General features: G+C 52.0%; 14 protein-coding genes. 10 read left to right on the plus strand and 4 right to left on the minus strand.

Features of this window, described 5'->3' with window-relative positions; genetic code table 11:
* Positions 1-19: 19 nt before the first annotated feature.
* From SOJ49_RS06430 to tsaA, 3 genes are all read right to left on the minus strand, one after another.
* Positions 20-2,425, minus strand: a complete 2,406-nt coding sequence (locus tag SOJ49_RS06430; RefSeq protein WP_369857410.1) for a putative bifunctional diguanylate cyclase/phosphodiesterase — start codon at positions 2,423-2,425, stop codon at positions 20-22.
* 207 nt (positions 2,426-2,632) lie between these two features.
* Positions 2,633-3,049, minus strand: coding sequence for a globin family protein (locus tag SOJ49_RS06435; protein ID WP_369857411.1), 417 nt, complete (start codon positions 3,047-3,049; stop codon positions 2,633-2,635).
* Between the two features lie 309 nt (positions 3,050-3,358).
* Entirely contained in the window at positions 3,359-4,063 is a 705-nt protein-coding gene (gene tsaA, locus SOJ49_RS06440) for a tRNA (N6-threonylcarbamoyladenosine(37)-N6)-methyltransferase TrmO (protein ID WP_369858041.1), read from the minus strand.
* A 212-nt stretch (positions 4,064-4,275) separates the two neighbouring features.
* On the opposite strand from tsaA, the gene SOJ49_RS06445 reads away from it, so the two are divergent.
* The 9 genes from SOJ49_RS06445 to SOJ49_RS06485 all read left to right on the plus strand — a co-directional run bounded on the left by SOJ49_RS06445 (position 4,276) and on the right by SOJ49_RS06485 (position 15,430).
* Positions 4,276-5,328 (plus strand): DUF2333 family protein, encoded by a 1,053-nt coding sequence (locus SOJ49_RS06445; RefSeq protein WP_369857412.1) that lies wholly within the window; start codon positions 4,276-4,278, stop codon positions 5,326-5,328.
* A gap of 283 nt (positions 5,329-5,611) precedes the next feature.
* Positions 5,612-8,596, plus strand: coding sequence for a TonB-dependent receptor domain-containing protein (locus tag SOJ49_RS06450; RefSeq protein WP_369857413.1), 2,985 nt, complete (start codon positions 5,612-5,614; stop codon positions 8,594-8,596).
* A gap of 82 nt (positions 8,597-8,678) precedes the next feature.
* Entirely contained in the window at positions 8,679-10,157 is a 1,479-nt protein-coding gene (locus SOJ49_RS06455) for a hypothetical protein (RefSeq protein ID WP_369857414.1), read from the plus strand.
* 247 nt (positions 10,158-10,404) lie between these two features.
* Entirely contained in the window at positions 10,405-11,169 is a 765-nt protein-coding gene (locus tag SOJ49_RS06460) for a DUF3450 domain-containing protein (RefSeq protein WP_369857415.1), read from the plus strand.
* Entirely contained in the window at positions 11,169-12,539 is a 1,371-nt protein-coding gene (locus SOJ49_RS06465) for a MotA/TolQ/ExbB proton channel family protein (protein WP_369857416.1), read from the plus strand. Before SOJ49_RS06460 ends, SOJ49_RS06465 begins: the two co-directional genes overlap by 1 nt.
* Before the next feature lie 5 nt (positions 12,540-12,544).
* Positions 12,545-13,066, plus strand: coding sequence for a MotA/TolQ/ExbB proton channel family protein (locus SOJ49_RS06470; RefSeq protein ID WP_369857417.1), 522 nt, complete (start codon positions 12,545-12,547; stop codon positions 13,064-13,066).
* 17 nt (positions 13,067-13,083) lie between these two features.
* Positions 13,084-13,494, plus strand: coding sequence for an ExbD/TolR family protein (locus SOJ49_RS06475; RefSeq protein ID WP_369857418.1), 411 nt, complete (start codon positions 13,084-13,086; stop codon positions 13,492-13,494).
* A gap of 2 nt (positions 13,495-13,496) precedes the next feature.
* Positions 13,497-14,123, plus strand: coding sequence for an energy transducer TonB (locus SOJ49_RS06480; RefSeq protein ID WP_369857419.1), 627 nt, complete (start codon positions 13,497-13,499; stop codon positions 14,121-14,123).
* A gap of 11 nt (positions 14,124-14,134) precedes the next feature.
* Complete coding sequence (locus SOJ49_RS06485; protein ID WP_369857420.1) at positions 14,135-15,430, plus strand: tetratricopeptide repeat protein; 1,296 nt, start codon at positions 14,135-14,137, stop codon at positions 15,428-15,430.
* Positions 15,431-15,513: 83 nt separating this feature from the next.
* On the opposite strand, the gene SOJ49_RS06490 is transcribed toward SOJ49_RS06485, so the two are convergent.
* On the minus strand, positions 15,514-16,173 hold the full coding sequence (locus SOJ49_RS06490; RefSeq protein ID WP_369857421.1) for a hypothetical protein: 660 nt from the start codon (positions 16,171-16,173) through the stop codon (positions 15,514-15,516).
* 102 nt (positions 16,174-16,275) lie between these two features.
* On the opposite strand from SOJ49_RS06490, the gene SOJ49_RS06495 reads away from it, so the two are divergent.
* Entirely contained in the window at positions 16,276-17,397 is a 1,122-nt protein-coding gene (locus SOJ49_RS06495) for an enoyl-CoA hydratase/isomerase family protein (RefSeq protein ID WP_369857422.1), read from the plus strand.
* The last annotated feature ends 1 nt before the right edge of the window (position 17,398 follow it).

Here is a 17,398-nt window from a genome sequence, read left to right on the forward strand (position 1 = left end):
TGTGATTAAAAAGCCGGTTTCAGTTGTATTGTTCCAGGTAGGCCGCAGCAGCCTCTGGTGCCAGTGGGCGGCATATGTGATAGCCCTGGGCTATGGTGCAGCCCAATTGTTGCAGCAGCTCCAGAGGCTGCTGCTCTTCTACACCTTCTGCCACAACGGCCATATTCAGGGCGCTGGCCATCTGGATAATGGCACCCACAATGGTGCGTGCCGTGGGTTCTTGTGCCATTTCACTGACAAATGAACGGTCAATCTTGATTTTGTCGAACGGAAAACAGCGTAGGTAAACCAGCGATGAATAGCCGGTACCAAAGTCGTCGAGGGTGATTCTGACACCCAGGGCTTTCAGTTGATGAAGTTTGTCCAGCGCATTGTGGCTGTCGTCGAGTAGTGCGGTTTCGGTGATTTCCAGCTCAAGGCGGTCTGCGGCGACGTCGTGGCGCTTGAGGGTGTCGGCGACCTGGTTAACGATGTCAGGATTGGCCAGTTGCAGCGGCGAGATATTAACGGCCACCGTCAAGTTGGCTGGCCAGCGACTGAGTTGCTGACAGGCCTGATTCAGCAATAACTGCCCCAGCGTGTGAATCAGGCTGGATTCCTCCGCCACACTGATAAACAGGGCGGGGGCGATTTGCCCCAGCTGCTGGTCATGCCAGCGCGCCAGCGCTTCAACACACGTGACTTTGCCGTTGATCAGATGGCGTTGCGGCTGGTAGGCCAGTGTCAGTGTCTCTTGTTGCAAGGCGCTTCGCAGTGCCTGTTCGATACGGTGTCGGGTTTGGGCTGTGGCGGCCATGGTGGGGGCAAACCGTACCACCTTGCCACGTCCTCTGGCCTTGGCCTGATAGAGTGCAAGATCGGCGTGTTTGAGAATAACGTCTTGCTGAGCGCCATCTTCCGGGATAAACGCGACGCCAATGCTGGCGCCTACCAGAATACTGGCGCTATCGATTTGGCATGGTTGGTTGATACTGGCGACCAGCCGTTCGGCAATCTCCAACGCCTGCTCGTGATTGTCGAGTTGCTGCAGAATGAGGCCAAATTCATCGCCGCCGATGCGGGCGACCAGATCCTGCGGGCGGGTATGGCTGCGCAGGCGATCGGCGACCACCTGCAGTAGCTTGTCGCCGGCATCATGACCAAAAGCGTCATTTACCGCCTTGAAACGATCCAGGTCGATGGAGAGCAGCGCCCTTAATTCCTGATTCGGCCTGGCCAGATCCAGCGGTGCCAGAATTGACTCTATTCCAGTCTGAAAACCATGGCGATTGGTCAGACCCGTGACATTGTCTTCATGAGCCAGTTGCCAGATGCGCTGCTGTGCCTGGTGGGATTCGGTGATATCAGAAATGACACCGCGCCAGCCACCCTTGACGGTGGGCTTGGCGGTGATTGCCCACCAGACGGTGCGCTGATTAATACACATCGGGACTTCAATATCGCGGAAAGCCCTACCTCCCTTCAAGGCAGTACTCAGCGCGGTATACGCTGAGTGTGCAAGTTTCTGGATGTTGTCTGTGAGCCGGGCTTGACTGAGTTGCACCAGAGACAAAAAATCGGTGCTGCCCAGCTCTTCGCTGTCATTGCCAAACAGTTCAGATAACTTGTTATTGGTACGGCGAAATGTCAGCTGGGCATCGACTTCCCACAACACATCGGCGGTGCTTTGTTCAAAATCATTCAGCAACAGGCTGATGACTTGCTTCTGGTTGTCTGAGGTCATTTCTGCCAGAACGTGAGCGCGGAATACCCTTCCGGCGTGAACAATACTGACGAGGAGAATCGTCAGGTACATCAGCAACAGCAGAATCAGATAAAGGCGCGACGCCAGATCGGAGCTGGCCAATGCGATCACTGATGCCGCGCCGAGGATACCGGTAAATAGCTGGGCTGCAGCAGGCAGTGTATACAGCGCAAATCCGCCTGCGCACATCATCCCGGCACTGATCGCAGTAAGAAACAGTTGCTGCTCAGCAGAGGCTTGATGGAACAGAAATGCGGGGGGAAGTGCCCATAGCAGAGCGATGAGTCCGGCATGCCAGGTGGCACGATGAAGGGTTTGCTCACGGGCATATTGCGGTGGTTGCGGGCGTTTGACCATACGGTACCAGCCGACCACCGAGGCCCCCATCAGCAGCGATATCAGAGCTGACCAAATCAGAATGATCGCAGGGTGGACAATGCCCCAGAGCACGATGGATGACAGTATGACGTTAAAAACATTGGCGACGGCATTGAGAGGCGTCAGTCGGGCGATGGTGAGCAGTTGCCTGGCCCGTAACCGGGCAAGGGTGTCTTGCGAGAGCTCCTGACCGCTGTCGCCATATTGATCGGCAGTGGCGGTGCTGGTCTCGGTACCCGTTTGCTCGGCGGTGCCGGGACGGTGGCGTAACAGCACACCCGGCAATATATCCTTCCAGGACAACACGTATCTCCATCTACTTGTTTGTCTGAAACAGGAATTCTACTGCTATGGCGGGTAAAAAACCCGTTTAATCTGATACTTGGCCCCGATTGCAGGAAATCGCGGTACGGTCGTTATATCGTCAGGTTGTGACGCATCGCGTCTGCTTCAGGTTTGCAAATCCGGCGCTGTGTTTGCAACAGCTGCCAGATCACAACTTCCGCCGCCTCAGGCTTCAGCCGCGTGGGCGGCATCCTTCATGACGGTCGCCAATGTGACATAGGTTGCCGTCCATGCGTCTTTGGTTGCAGGGGTAAAATCCGGGCCAAGGCCCTGCTCCAGCGTCCACAGCAAGGCGGCAGCGACCGTGTCGTAATGCGCGTCGGTGACGCCGTATTCAAGGTGGCGAACCCCCAGATTCTGCACGGCCGGTAGGATGGCTTCGAGATTGTTAAGGCTGCGCACGGCGACACCAATCATGGTCATCAGTTTGGCACCCTGTTCCGTGATGTCGCCCTTGAACATCGGCCGTACTGACGGATCCAGTTCAAACAGGCGGTTATAAAACAGTTCGGCAGCCGTGTCGGCGATGGGTTCAACCTTGGCGAAGCTGTCTTGTACAAGCGTAATCTGTTCCGGTGTCATGTTCTCTCCATTACTTGTGGTTGTTTGGGTGTTGGTATTGTTATTGATGGTCGTTGTTTGATGGCTGGCTACCGTGTATCCGAAGCATCCTGTATGCCAGAAAATATTTTCCATCTTATTCATCAGGTTACAAAATTTTGTTGATGAAAATCAGATTGTGGTAAATAAAATATTCTTATTATGGTGCGTGATGAAATGGCCAAGCACCGGACTGGATCATCGCCGACAGATGGTTCCTATTGTTGTGTCCAGGGGTACAAACCAGCTTCGTGATTCGACACCATTCAAAAGCCCAGAGCGGATAGCGGATTAAATAGAGGATCTCTGTACACGATCAACACAAATGCAGTCTTGTGTCGGGTAGTGCCAGCCAATATCAATGTCCCACAGCCGGGTGCCGTATTGGCGTTCTGGAGAGGGCTGTTGATAAGCCGGTTTGGGATCCTGGCTGAGGCACTGTTCGATCAAGGCAATCAGCGGTTTGCCGGTCTGTTGCTGCAGTTGTAATGCCGCCTCCAGCGCCGTTGTTTCCCAGTCAACCCGGATCGGCACGGGTGCGGCGGCGGCAATATGATTCCAGGCGGTGTCGATGCTATCGGCGTAGGGGACGTAAGGTTTGATGTCGATGATGGGCGTTTGATCGAGCAAATCGACACCACTGACCAGTAGAGTGTCCGTCTGGACATGTTCGATTTTAACTAACGACTGTCCGATAGCGTTGGGGCGATGACTGCTGCGGGTGGCAAAGACGCCGAGTTTACTGTTGCCTCCCAAACGCGGCGGTCGTACTCGCATGCGTGGCACGCTGCCCGGTGCTGCCATGGCCTGATGAAACAGGAAAATCAACCAAACGTGGCTGACCTGTTCGAGTCCGTCAAAGGCCAGCGGATCATTAAAAGGCGGCAGCAGTTGTATTTCTCCCACCGCCGCTGGGGCGAGCATGGGCTGTCTTGGAATAGCAAATTTTTCCCGGAACGGAGTATGGGCAATAGCCACTGGTGATAACGAATACATATCTGGCTGACGTCTCTGCAGATGCTGTGCTCCCGGCGGAGCAAAGCGGCCAGTATATCGCTCCGGTAGCGCTGTTGCAGTCTCTACCGCTGTGGTAATACCTGTCGGAGAATGATGGGCATGTGAAGTCATGAGTGAACATGGTTAAATTGCAGTACAGGGTTCTCGGGTTGCAGAGAACTGGAGTTGGTCTGAATACAGGAAACGGTTGAATGAGTGATCAAGCAGAACCCCGCTTTTCATCGCTGACAGTACGTTTGCAAGACTGGTGGTCGGACGGCAGCACGGTGCGTACCGGTGTGTTGGTATTACTGGTGATCTATTTACTGGTGTCGCTGGTGTTGGGATTTATCTGGAGCAGTGAACCGGATGCCTTTGCCGTCCGGGAATCCGCCAATAGTCGTGCGGAAGCCATGGGAGTAAGCCCGGTGACCGGGTTTACCACCACCAGTACGCTGATTACGATAACCGATACCCTGCTACACAAGCCGGGTGGCTATCTGAGTAACGATGTGTTTCCTCCTGGTGTCTGGCTCGACAACGTTCCCAATTGGGAATTTGGCGTACTGGTTCAGGTGCGGGATTTTTCCCGGGCATTACGCAAGGACTTCAGCCGCTCTCAAAGTCAGTCAACGGAAGACAAGGATCTGGCCATCGCAGAACCACAGCTGAATTTTGATAACGAGAGCTGGGCGGTGCCTTCCACCGAGTCGGAATACGGTCGTGGACTGGATGCCCTGGAAGCTTATTTGCAGCGGTTGTCAGACCCGAATGAACAAACGGCTCAGTTTTATGCCCGTTCTGACAACCTCCGGCAATGGCTGCTGGATGTTGAAACCCGCCTTGGCAGCTTGTCGCAGCGACTCAGTGCATCGGTCGGCAAACGCCGTCTGAATACTGATCTGGCAGGGGACAGCGCCGCTCGTCAAGCGACCCCAAGCGACTACGATCAAGAAGTGAAAACCCCATGGCGTCAAATTGACGATGTTTTTTATGAAGCCAGAGGCAGTGCCTGGGCGCTTTCCCATCTGTTGCGGGCTATCGAAGTTGATTTTAACGACGTGTTGGAAAAGAAAAATGCTCTGGTGAGCTTGCGCCAGATTATTCGTGAACTGGAAGGCACCCAGGAAGCAGTCTGGTCGCCAGTCATTCTGAACGGCAGTGGTTTTGGGCTGTTCGCCAATCATTCACTGGTGATGGCGTCTTATATTTCTCGTGCCAATGCTGCCATCGCCGACTTGCGAGAGCTGCTCTCCCAAGGCTGATTTATATCCCATCAAACTGGCTGTCAGATCGGCTCTGGTCTGACAGCACCTCTATTTACTTCCTGTCTGTCTCAAAATCGCTGTCACACAAGTGTCATATTTGAGCAACCTTTTTGAAATATTTCGGAAACATACTGCAGCCTCAAAATAGGGTGCGGGTGATTGTTTGTTAGCAGTTCATCACCGAAGCAATGTCGGCAAACCTCTGGAATTCCGGCGCTCCTCGGCGAAATGCCACTCTTTTATCCCGAACTTAATATCCCAAAATCTTTCAGGGGGCTCAATGAAACCGACACGAGTGTTGCTTACCGCAGCGTCAACGCTTTTCGTTTCTCAAGTGATGGCTGGTGAAGCCGTATTTTATATCACCGAAGACGGTGCATCCATGCGTGATGTAGCAGTCAGTGTTGATGGTCAAAAGCAATTGATCGGTAAAACCGGTTTTGTCAGTTTCGATATCAACAGCGGCGCTCACAAAGTTGAATTGTCCAAATTTGGGGAATGGCTGGGTGACTTTGAGTTCAATACCGATAGCGGCGATCAGAATGCCGAAATCCAGGTAGATGTTCTGGGTGGCGAAGCCCTCGAAGACGTACTCGTTTACACGCCGGGCCAGGACGAAACTCCAGCGCTGGGGCAGATTTCCGGTTATCTGCAATCGGAAGAAACCGGTGGCGCAGTGACTGGCGCAAGCATCTCGCTGGTTGGCACCGACCTGGCGGTTGTCACCGATGAAGATGGTTTCTTCTCTTTTGAACTGCCACGTGGCAACTACGATGTCGCTATTGCCCACCCGAACTATGGTCAGCAGACCGTCAGTGGTGTGCGCGTGATGGCCAACGTCAACACCGGCGTTAACCTGACGCTGGGTATGTCTGGCAACGGCGTGATCGAAGAAGTGGTTGCGGTGGGTTCCTACATTCCATCGACGGCAACAGCTCAAGAGCGTGATTCATCAGCCGTGCTCGATTCCATTGGCTCAGAGCAAATGGCTCGCTTTGGTGATTCAAGTGCAGCATCTGCCCTCAAGCGCGTTGCGGGTGTCGCCGTTGCTGGCGGCCAGTTCGCTATTATTCGTGGTATGGCTGGTCGTTACATTTCTTCCACATTGAACGGTAGCCTGATGCCAAGTACCGATCCAATGCGTCGTGACGTGCCTCTGGATTTGTTCCCTTCTTCAGTACTGGGTGGCATTGATATTCAGAAAAGCTTCACGCCGGATCTTCCTGGAGACTCTACTGGTGGTGCGATCCGCATGACCACCAAGGGCATGCCCGAATTCACTGGTGGTAAGGCAAGCGTCAAGCTGGGCATGAACTCCCGTACAACTTTCAGTGACGTTAACAGCTATGAAGGCGGTGGTACTGATTTTTTGGGTGTTGATGATGGTACCCGTGAGCAGCCGTCTTATGCCGACAGCTTCACCGATGGTGGCTACAACGTACCTACTTTTATTACAACTGACGAACGTATCAAGTTGACACAGTCTTTTGATCATCAATATGGCGTTCAACAGGTGCAAGCGAAACCAGATCGTGGCTTCGCTGTATCCTACGGGCATGTTGCTGAAGGGAATGACGCAACTCACGGTGTGTATGGTGCATTCAGTTACGGCGATGAGTGGACTGCACGTCACGATGCGCAAGTGAACGACCTGAGTGAAGTCGGCACTTATGAGCGTACCAAGCGTAATATTGATTTGGCAGGTTACTTCTATTACGGCATCGAGAATGCAGACTTGTTGCTTGAAAGCAAAACCGTTTTGCTGCGCAAGACTGACGATACGACCAAAGTGAGTCAGATCGTTGACGAAGGCAAGGATCAGGAGCTGAAATCAACCCTGCTGCAGTGGGTTGAACGCCAGTATCTGGGACAGCAATTTTCCGGTACGCATTACTTTAACCTACTGGGTGATGATACGGTTCAGTGGCGTGCAGGTATTGCCCAGACTTCTCGGTATGAACCAGATCGCCGTAGTTATACCTACGGTCGTGCAACGGGTACCAATAACGATTTTGCCTTCCAGGGAACGGTTGAACGTCGTTACTCTGATCTGACTGAAACAACGGTTGATCTTGGTTCCGATATCACCAGTGAAATCATGCTGAACGACCTTATGTTGAAAGCCAAGGCGGGTTTCAGTTACACCACCAAAAGCCGGGATGTAGAACTGGCGCGATATGCGAATCGTACTGTCAATGGTAACGCCGTTGATGCTACCGCAAGCCTGGATGATATCTTCAGCGATGCAAATGTTGATGATGGCGTAGTGACTTTTACGGGCACGACAGCTTCTACCGATAGCTATAATGCGGATGAAGACACTGTGGCGCTGTATGCCTCGGGCGAGCTGGATATGGATACCCTGTCCGTACTGGCAGGTCTGCGTTATGAAAGTATTTCTCAGGAACTCCGCTATCCGAACTCTGCCGACTCCTCCAATACGCTGGATGAAAGTTATGTGTTACCGGCGTTGTCTGCCAACTGGCGGGCAACGGAAGAAACGCAACTTCGAGCCAGTATTACCCAAACAATCTCTCGTCCGGGTATTACTGAGCGTTCAGAGTCTATTCAATACGATCCTGAAACCGATAAGCCGATGACCGGTAATCCTGATCTGGAAATTTCGGATATCACCAACCTGGATCTGCGTGGCGAATACTATTTTTCGGAAGAAGAAAGCGTCACCGTTGCCTTGTTTTATAAGGATGTAACCAACCCTATTGAGCGCTCAGTGGTTGATGGCGATGGCAGTGCGGCAACCGGTTACACCTATAACAATGTGCCTAGTGCAGAACTCTCCGGCCTTGAAATGGACTTCCGTATCAATGCGTTGGAAACGGATCTCTGGAGTGGCTTTGTTTCTGGCAACTTCGCTTATGTGGATTCTAATGTTGATCTGTCCGGTTCCGAAGCGGAGCGCCTTGAAGGTACTTCATCCCGGGAATTACAGGGGCAATCAAAATATCTCGGAAATCTGCAATTTGGTATTGACGAGCTGTCGACCGGTCAATCCCTGACTCTGCTGGTTAACTATTTTGACGATCGCATTTATGCGACCAGTCGTGGCGAGCTGGCGCCGATCATGGAAGACGGTCGTACCACCTTTGACATTGTGTATCGCTACGATGTCAGCGAAACCCTGGCTGTCAAAGCCAAGGTTGCCAACATCACTGATGAAGCCGTGACGTATTCACGAGATGGCAAGGCAATCGAAAGTTATTACGTTGGTACCGACTTTAATGCTTCCGTCGAGTATCAATTCTGATTTTTGTAATCGTAGTGACATGAAAGTGCACGAGACTTTGTGCACTTTCTAAAGCAATCGTTCTTAAATTGAGGAAGATAGAATGAATCTGAATAAAAATTACCTGGCAGTTGCTATTGTGGCAGCGACACTGGTTGGTTGTGGTAGTGACAGTGATAGTAATAGTAATAACGATGACACTCCAGTCTCAGAGACACCAACGTTCCTGGAATGTAACACTGCCGGTGATCAGTGTGTTGTCACTGGTACCATCAACGAAGACTTCACCATGACTGCGGATGTTCAGTATGTTCTGGACGGTCTGGTACGTGTTGGTCGTGGTAATACCTCTTTCACTGCAGCGTCTGATGTCACTGCAGCTCAGGCTGACGGCGTCACTCTGACCATCGAGCCAGGTACTGACGTTCGTGGTTCTGACGATGGCGTTCTGATCGTGACTCGTGGTAACAAGCTGATGGCTGAAGGCACCAAGGATGCGCCGATCACTTTCAGCTCTTTGACTGACGAAAACTTCGACGGTCTGGGAGAGTGGGGTGGTGTAATCATCCAGGGTCTGGCTCCTCAGTATGGCCAGGGTGGCACCGGGGCCTGTTTTGCTGACGGACCTGATGACACTACCGTTTATGACGAAACAGCCGTATGTAACGTACAGGGTGAAGGCGGCGACGGCGTAGGTTACTACGGTGGTAATATTCCAGCTGACAACAGCGGTGTGCTGAAATACGTTCGTATTGCTGAAGCCGGTAAAGTTGCTGGTCCAAACAATGAAGTGAACGGTCTGACCCTGATGGGTGTTGGTCACGGTACTACTATCGATTACGTACAGGTTCACAACAACCTGGATGACGGTATCGAGTGGTTCGGCGGTACTGTTAACGTAACTCACGTAGTTCTGACTGGTAACGACGACGACGATATCGATTTTGATACTGGCTACAAAGGCAACATTCAGTTCGCTATCGTGCGCAAAAACCCTGATCTGACTACCCCTAGCGGTTCTAACGATCCACGTGGTATCGAAGCCAACTCCTCCGATGAAGAGTACGTTCCTGAGACTGAAGGCGCTCTGGCCAACATTACTCTGGTTGGTGCCAAAGTGACTGCTGGACAATACGGTATGCGTTTGCGTGGTGCTCTGACGACTCGTATCTACAACACTGCAGTTGTGAACTGGGAATCTTGTGTACGCGTAGATGACGCAGCGACGGGTACTGATGCTGGTACTATTGACAGCAACGTCACTCTGGTTAACGTTATCGGCGATTGTGCTCCAGATGGCTTCTACACCAAGCGCGCTGCTGATTCTGAAGTTGGTGTTGTTGGTGCTGTTGCCATTGACCTGACGGATGCGGCTGCTTTGACGGCAACGACTGAGTACACTGTCAGCTCTTGGGAACCTGTTGATAACGGTTCAGGTTTCGCTTTTGAAAACACCAACTATGTTGGCGCTGTTGCTCCTGGTACCGCTGCTGCTGATGCATGGTGGGCTGGCTGGGTAATCGATGGTTCTATGGATGGCATTGCTGATCAGGATGCTCCAGAAACAACTTTTGCTGAGTAATCGAATGGACAGCCTCTTTGAATAAGGGGTGAGTTCTACAAATAAAAACGGCGCCCTCGGGCGCCGTTTTTATTGCTATTGCTAACGCGATTGTCATTTATGGATGTCATGATGGCTATCTATACAAGATATGTTGCAGAGTGTGAGCAATGTAACAGAAATGTCATATTGCTTGAGTAGTGTGCGCATTCAAATTGGGGAGTCTGTTTCTACAACAGGCATCACGGAGTCTATACGGGTAATACATATGCCAATGCAACTGCGAACTCGAAATATTCTGGCCGCAGCCATTCTCAGCGCCGGTGTTGTGTTTGGCGCAACTGCCGCCGATGTGAACACGGCGATCGATAAGGGTGTCAGCCGCGTTAATAGCGCACAGGCGTCTCAGCAAAAAATCGATTCTATCGATAACAGCATTCGTGCTGCGGAGCGCGAGTATCGCGGTGTTGTCAAGGAAGTAGACGGTTTGAAGGTCTACGTCGAACAGCTCGACAAGCAGCTTGCGGCTCAGGACAACGAGCTGGCTGGTATCGAAGACAGTATTGAAAAAGTAACCCTGGTCGAGCGGCAGATTACACCATTGATGCTGCGCATGATCGATTCCATTGATCAGTTTGTCAAAGTCGATGTGCCTTTTCTGGTCGACGAACGTTCCAAGCGCGTAGAAGGTCTCAAGGCGCTGATGGGTCGTTCTGATGTAACGGTTGCGGAAAAATACCGCAAGGTCATGGAAGCCTATCAGGCTGAAATTGACTATGGCCGTACCATCGAGTCCTATCGTGGCACGCTGGATGGTCGCGAAGTGGATTTCTTGCGCGTTGGTCGTATTTCCCTGATGTATCAATCCCTTGATGGCAATGTTCTGGGTGTCTGGAACAGCGCTGCAAAACAGTGGGAAATGCTTGAGCCATCCATGAAAAGCAAGCTGATGGCGGGTATCCGTATTGCGCGTGAGCAAGCTGCGCCAGATCTGATCAAAGTACCTGTTGCTGCACCTCAGGAGGCCAAATAATGAATTTCAAGGCAATCGTACTCTCTGCCGTCATGGCTCTGGGTGTTAACACCGCTGTTGCTGCCGAGGCGGTCTCTGTTGATTCACTGCTGAACTTGGTCAAGCAGGGTCAGGCACGTGATAACCAGGAGTTTAAAGAGCGCCTCAAGCGTTTCAATTCCGATAAGGTTACCCAGGAAAAGATGCTGGCGGACGCCAAGCGTGATCGCGACAACCTATTAAAAGACAGTGAGCGCAAAGAAGCTCAGTTTCAGGCTAACGAAACGACCGTGGCAGAAGCGCAAGAACGTCTGACTAACCGCATGGGTTCTCTGAAGGAACTGTTTGGTGTTTTGCAGCAGGTGGCGGGCGACACCAAATCGGTGTTTGAAGGTTCTGTTGTCAGCTCTGAACTGCCTGGGCGTGATGTGTTTTTGCGTGATCTGATCATCACTGCCGGTTCTTCTTCCAAGTTGCCATCCATCGAACAACTTGAACAGTTGTGGTTCGAGATGCAGCGTGAAATGACTTATAGCGGTCGTATTTCCCAATACACTGCCGCTGTGGTTGTACCGACGGGTGAAACCACCCAAAAAGAAGTGATCCGTGTTGGTGGTTTTAACGTGGTATCTGATGGCAAGTACCTGAACTGGGATCTGGATTCAGGTCGTCTGGTTGAGCTGGACAAGCAACCGGGTGGGCGTTACACCGGCCCGGCTGCAGAGCTGGAAAGTGCTTCCGGTACGACGCTGACCAGTTTCTGGATTGACCCTTCCCGTGGTCAGTTGCTGAAAATTCTGGGTCAGTCACCTGAGCTGGGTGACCGTGTTGACCAGGGTGGTGTGGTTGGTTACATCATTATTGTTTTGGGTAGCATTGGTATCTTGCTGGCGGTTTGGCGCATGCTGGTGCTGATCGCTGAAGGTAGCCGTATTCGCAAGCAGATGGCGTCTGATACGCCGCGTGAAGACAACGCTCTGGGCCGCGTGATGGCAGTATTCCAAGCCAACAAGGACGCTGACATTGAAACGCTGGAATTGCATCTGGGCGAAGCCATTTCTGCTGAAGTGCCGAAGCTGACGCGGGCCATTGGCTGGATCAAGATTATCTCGGTGGTTGCACCGCTGCTGGGCTTGCTGGGTACGGTAACCGGTATGATCGATGTGTTTGAAACCATGTCCCTGTTTGGTACCGGTGATCCAAAATTGATGGCTGGTGGTATTTCCCAGGCATTGGTAACGACGGTTCTGGGTCTTGTTGCTGCGATTCCTTGTGTGTTTTTGCACACCCTCACCAACAACCGCAGTCGCGAGTTGATGATGATTCTGGAAGAGCGAGCGACGGGTATTCTGGCTCGCCAGTCTGAACAACAACACGCTAAAGCGGCGTAGTCATCATGTTTGGTGAACTGTACGAACCCGTTTACCTGTTCATGGAGCGTGGAGGCGATGTCCTCTACGCCATCTGTGGGCTGGTTTTTATTCTATGGTTGCTGGTTCTTGAGCGTGTTGGCTACTTCCTGTTCGTTTACCGCACGTCTGTAAAGACGGCATTGACCGAATGGGAGGCGCGTAACGAACGTCGCTCCTGGACAGCGCATCAGATTCGTCAGGATCTGATTGGTCAGCTGTCTTTTGAACTCTCTGCCAATATGAGCACCATCAAGATGTTGATCGGCCTGGCACCGCTGTTCGGATTGCTGGGTACTGTCAGTGGCATGATTGAGGTATTCGATGTTATGGCGTTCCTGGGTAATGGTAGTCCCAAGGCCATGGCATCCGGTATCTCCAAGGCTACGATTCCGACCATGGCTGGTATGGTTGGTGCTATTACCGGTGTGTTTGCCCAGTCCTTGCTGGATCGCTATATCAAGCGTGAAAAGATCCGCATAGAAGACAAGCTGACCTTCGATCACTAATTCAAGAGAAGATTGCTATGAGACGCGGTTTTTCAAATTTGACCCCACAGGCTGAAGAAGGCGAAATCGACATTACGCCGATGCTGGACGTAGTGTTTATCATGCTGATCTTTTTCATCGTGACGGCTTCCTTTGTCAAGGAATCCGGTATCGAAGTGAATCGTCCTGATGCCAGTACTTCGACCGCCAAACCACGTGCGAATATCCTGATTGCCATCAATGATCTTGGTGAAATCTGGATTAACAAACGCCATGTCGATGAAAGCCAGGTACGGGCCAACATCGAACGTATGCATGCCGAAAACCCGCAGGGTACGGTGGTAATTCAGGCGGATGAGGAAGCTAAAACCAAGCAGTTGGTCGCCGTTATGGATGCTGCACGGGCCGCTGGGGTATATGACGTATCTCTGGCAACAGAGGAGCGCTAGCTATGTTCCCAACCCTGCTACGCTTTGGTGCAGCCCTGGCCGTTGCAGCGGTTGCGACCTTTGCCGTTTTCTGGATGATGCAGAGCCTGATCAGTACTGGTGGCTCTGTACTCAACGAGAATGATTTTGGCCGCATCGAAAGCTTCGTCATGAGCAAGCCGGACGATGAGGTTCGAACCAAGGAACGCAAACCGCAAAAGCCGCCGGTGGCTGCAAAAGAGCCACCCAAGCCTGATATGCCAAAACCCCAGGTTGCCAAGGCATCCGCTGAGGGATTTGATGTGGGCGGGTTTGATATGGGGGCTGAACTGAATGTCGATGCCGGTTTGTCTGGTGGTTCTGGCGATGGTGATTTTTTGCCAATCGTTAAAGTCGCTCCTAACTATCCGCGTCGCGCCGCCCAGAAAGGCATCGAAGGATACGTCGTTGTGGAATTTACGGTGACGAGTCTGGGAACCGTGGTTGACCCTGTCGTCATTGAAGCGGCTCCGCCAAACATTTTCGACCGTGAAGCGCTGTCTGCTGTGAAGAAATTCAAGTACAAGCCAAAAGTGGAAAATGGGAAACCGGTAGAGGTAAAAGGTGTCCGCAATATTATTCGCTTTGAACTTGAGAAAAACGGCAGATAACCGGAGGTAGCATGAAAAAGCCAATCGCCTTGTTGAATGCTGGTTTAATGGTATTCACTCTGTCTTTTGTGAGTGTGGGCGCTTCCAGCGTCCAGGCTGAAGAGCAATCCAGTGCCGATACAGGCAAGCCGCGTGTCCGTCGCTCTGCGACCATGCGTCCGGTTATTTACAAAAAACTGGATGGTGCTCGTGAACTGGCCGATGCCAAAAAATACAAGGAAGCACTGGAAGAACTGCAGTCTCTGGAGAAGCGCAAACGTAACTCCTATGAGACCGCCATGACGTACAACATGTATGCGTACGTTTATTTTAACCAGGAAAAATACAAGGATGCGTCTGCTGCTTACGAGCAGGTGTTGTCGGTCGATAATATCCCTGAAAGCCTGGAGCAGACAACGCTGTACAGCCTGGCCAAGTTGTATCTGATTCAGGAAAACTACAAGAAAGCACTGGTTCCCTTGAACAAGTGGTTCACTATTGTTGAGTCTGCCAATGCCGAATCCTACGTGCTGCGGGCCCAGATTTATTTCCAGATTGAGCAATACAGCAAGGCATTGCCAGATGTGAAGAAGGCAATTGCCATGACCAAGGAAACGGGTAAAGTTCCTCGTGAAAACTGGTTGATGCTGGAACGGGCAGTCTATTATCAGAACAAGGATTTTAATAATCTGGCTCGTTGCCTGCAAGATCTGGCAACCCTGTATCCGAAGCCACAATATTGGGTGCAGTTGGCGGCCGTCTACAGTGAGTTGAATCAGCCAAAAAAAGAACTGGCAACTCTGGAAACCGCGTTTGAGCAAGGCATGCTGACCAAGGAAAGCGAACTGGTGAATTATTCACAAGCCTTGCTGGGTCAGGATATTCCCTACAAGGCAGCCAATATTCTGGTCGCGGGTATGGAGAAGGGAGTCATCAAGGAAACGGCTCGTAATATGTCTTTGCTGGGTGATGCCTGGATGCTGGCGAAGGAATACGATCGTGCGATTGGCGTAATGACCAAGGCCGCTAACCTGTCGCATGAGGGCAGTGACTACTTCAAACTGGCTCAGATCCATACTGAACGTCAGGAATGGGATCTGGCACTGAAAAACGTTAACCTGGCAATCCAGCAAGGTGGGTTGCAACAGCCACATTCGGCCTTGATTCTGCAGGGTTTGGTGCTGTTTAACCTCGGTCAATTGACCGATGCCAAAGGAGCGTTTGCCAAGGCCCGCAGCTATGATGCCGCTGTTAAAACGGCGGATCAGTGGATCAAGTATATTGAAGGCGAAGAACAACGCCGGGAATATATGGCTGCGTCGTCCTGATCAGACGAGAAGCCTGTCGAACAGCCCAGGGCCAGACAGGCTCTGGCTCCCAGACATAAAAAACCGCTCATATAGCGGTTTTTTTATGTCTCTAATATGTCGGCAAGATCCTTGGCCAGGGCAAGAGCAGAGCTGATATTGTCTGCCAACAAGAGGCTGTCTGGCCGGTAAATCAGTAAAAAAGCATCGCTCAATTCGATGCTGACGGTGTCGTGTTGTTCAAGCCAATGACTGAAATTACCGTTCAGTTTTATCCGTACCGCATGGGGTTTGATGGCAGCGATCTTCCATTGGCGCAGGGATGGTGGCAGCTCAGAGGTCTTCAAACGGATGAAAGCATCAGGCTGTGGATCTATAAACTGGTCGAGTTGACGTGATTGATGATTTTTTGCAGGTGTGGCCTTCAGTTTGCCAACGTGTTTACTATCGCACTCGATCAGGATCAGCGTTTGTTGGGAGATGCCGCTGGCGGCAATCACCGGGTAGTCCATGATCTTGTACGCTCGCCCGTGCCAGTGACCGCGGAGTTGGTGCCGCCCGTGGCGAATCTGGCTGTGGTGAAACAAGTCAAATCCGGCGGCTCTGAGTTCGCGATCCAGGGCTGCGTAACCTTGATATTCCGCGTCAATTTGTTGTGCCAGTTGGCGGCGGGATTTACCTGCTTCGTCCTGGGTCAGATACAACAGGGTGCCAATGGTGCCAGCCAGTAAAAACACGATCAGCACGGATAAGACAATGGTCATAACAGATTCGTTTTGGCTCGGATTTGAGTGGAGTGTACCATCTCAGAGGTTTCCCCCGAGCTGGAAAGATCCGGCCAGCATCCAGCCCAAAGGAATAGAAGTGTGAGTACACCCCCTGACGTTATGTTTCAGACGCTGTCCGCCAAGGGCGGCTTCAAGATTGGTCTTGTGAGCCTGAACCGCGACCGGGCGATGAATGCATTAACCCGAGATATGATCCAGGCGATAGGACGCCGGTTGGCACGCTGGCAGCAGAGCAAGCGTATTGTTGCTGTCGTTATTCGTGGCGAGGGGCGCTGTTTCAGTAGTGGTGGTGATATTCGCCAGCTTTACGATGGCATTGCCTGCGCTGATGCCAACGGACTCAAGCGAGCGGATCAGTTTTTTGAGCTGGAATACAAAACCAATATACAGCTGCATCGGTTTACCAAACCACTTATTGCCTGGGGGCACGGGTATGTAATGGGTGGGGGACTCGGGTTGTTTCTGACCGCCAATCACCGTATTGGTACTGAGTCGATGCAGCTGGCCTGGCCAGAGGTGCGTATCGGACTTTTTCCGGATGTACTGGGTACCTGGTATTTGTCGCGTATAGATTCGGCTCTGGGTCACTGGATGGGATTAACCGGCGCACCTGTCAATTCGACTGATGCCTTGTCTCAGCATTTGATCGACTATCAGCTGGCGGATGGCGATCTTGAAGCAATGATTGGGCAATTACGCCAGCTCAGCTGGAGTAGCCGCACGCCCGACAATCAGTTGCTGGTGCGTACCTTGTTAAGCCGCTTGCAGTCCCAGTCGGCTGTTACCGCACCAGCCAGTGACTGGCAGCGTACACAGTCCGTTATCACAACAATGATGGAGCCTGTGATCAGGCAGGGAAAGGTAGCACTACCGGCTGCGAACCCGTATCAGGATGACTGGATCCAGCGCGGGTTAACGCAGCATCATGCTGGTTGTCCGGCATCTGCCAGACTGGTGGTTGAACAGCTTGCTGCTGGCTGGCGTATGAGCTTGGTCGAAGCCGCACGACTGGAATTGGCAATGGCTTGGCAAGCCTGTCGGCATCCAGATCTGGTCGAAGGTATCCGGGCGTTGCTGATTGAGCGAGGGTCGACCCCCAGATGGCAGCATGCAACGCCAGCCAGCGTCCCTGATGGCTGGATAAAAGCGCTGATGGCATCACCGTGGGAACGGCAACACCATCCTTTTGCGGATCTATAAT

It is taken from the genome of Candidatus Thalassolituus haligoni (genome assembly GCF_041222825.1).
Lineage (GTDB): Bacteria > Pseudomonadota > Gammaproteobacteria > Pseudomonadales > Oceanobacteraceae > Oceanobacter > Oceanobacter antarcticus.

Bases quoted from the DNA above. Each gene is read 5' to 3' on its own strand.
- SOJ49_RS06435 (WP_369857411.1), bottom strand. From the start codon at position 3,049: ATGACACCGGAACAGATTACGCTTGTACAAGACAGCTTCGCCAAGGTT.
- tsaA (WP_369858041.1), bottom strand. From the start codon at position 4,063: ATGTATTCGTTATCACCAGTGGCTATTGCCCATACTCCGTTCCGGGAA.
- SOJ49_RS06445 (WP_369857412.1), top strand. From the start codon at position 4,276: ATGAGTGATCAAGCAGAACCCCGCTTTTCATCGCTGACAGTACGTTTG.
- SOJ49_RS06450 (WP_369857413.1), top strand. From the start codon at position 5,612: ATGAAACCGACACGAGTGTTGCTTACCGCAGCGTCAACGCTTTTCGTT.
- SOJ49_RS06455 (WP_369857414.1), top strand. From the start codon at position 8,679: ATGAATCTGAATAAAAATTACCTGGCAGTTGCTATTGTGGCAGCGACA.
- SOJ49_RS06460 (WP_369857415.1), top strand. From the start codon at position 10,405: ATGCCAATGCAACTGCGAACTCGAAATATTCTGGCCGCAGCCATTCTC.
- SOJ49_RS06465 (WP_369857416.1), top strand. From the start codon at position 11,169: ATGAATTTCAAGGCAATCGTACTCTCTGCCGTCATGGCTCTGGGTGTT.
- SOJ49_RS06470 (WP_369857417.1), top strand. From the start codon at position 12,545: ATGTTTGGTGAACTGTACGAACCCGTTTACCTGTTCATGGAGCGTGGA.
- SOJ49_RS06475 (WP_369857418.1), top strand. From the start codon at position 13,084: ATGAGACGCGGTTTTTCAAATTTGACCCCACAGGCTGAAGAAGGCGAA.
- SOJ49_RS06480 (WP_369857419.1), top strand. From the start codon at position 13,497: ATGTTCCCAACCCTGCTACGCTTTGGTGCAGCCCTGGCCGTTGCAGCG.
- SOJ49_RS06485 (WP_369857420.1), top strand. From the start codon at position 14,135: ATGAAAAAGCCAATCGCCTTGTTGAATGCTGGTTTAATGGTATTCACT.
- SOJ49_RS06490 (WP_369857421.1), bottom strand. From the start codon at position 16,173: ATGACCATTGTCTTATCCGTGCTGATCGTGTTTTTACTGGCTGGCACC.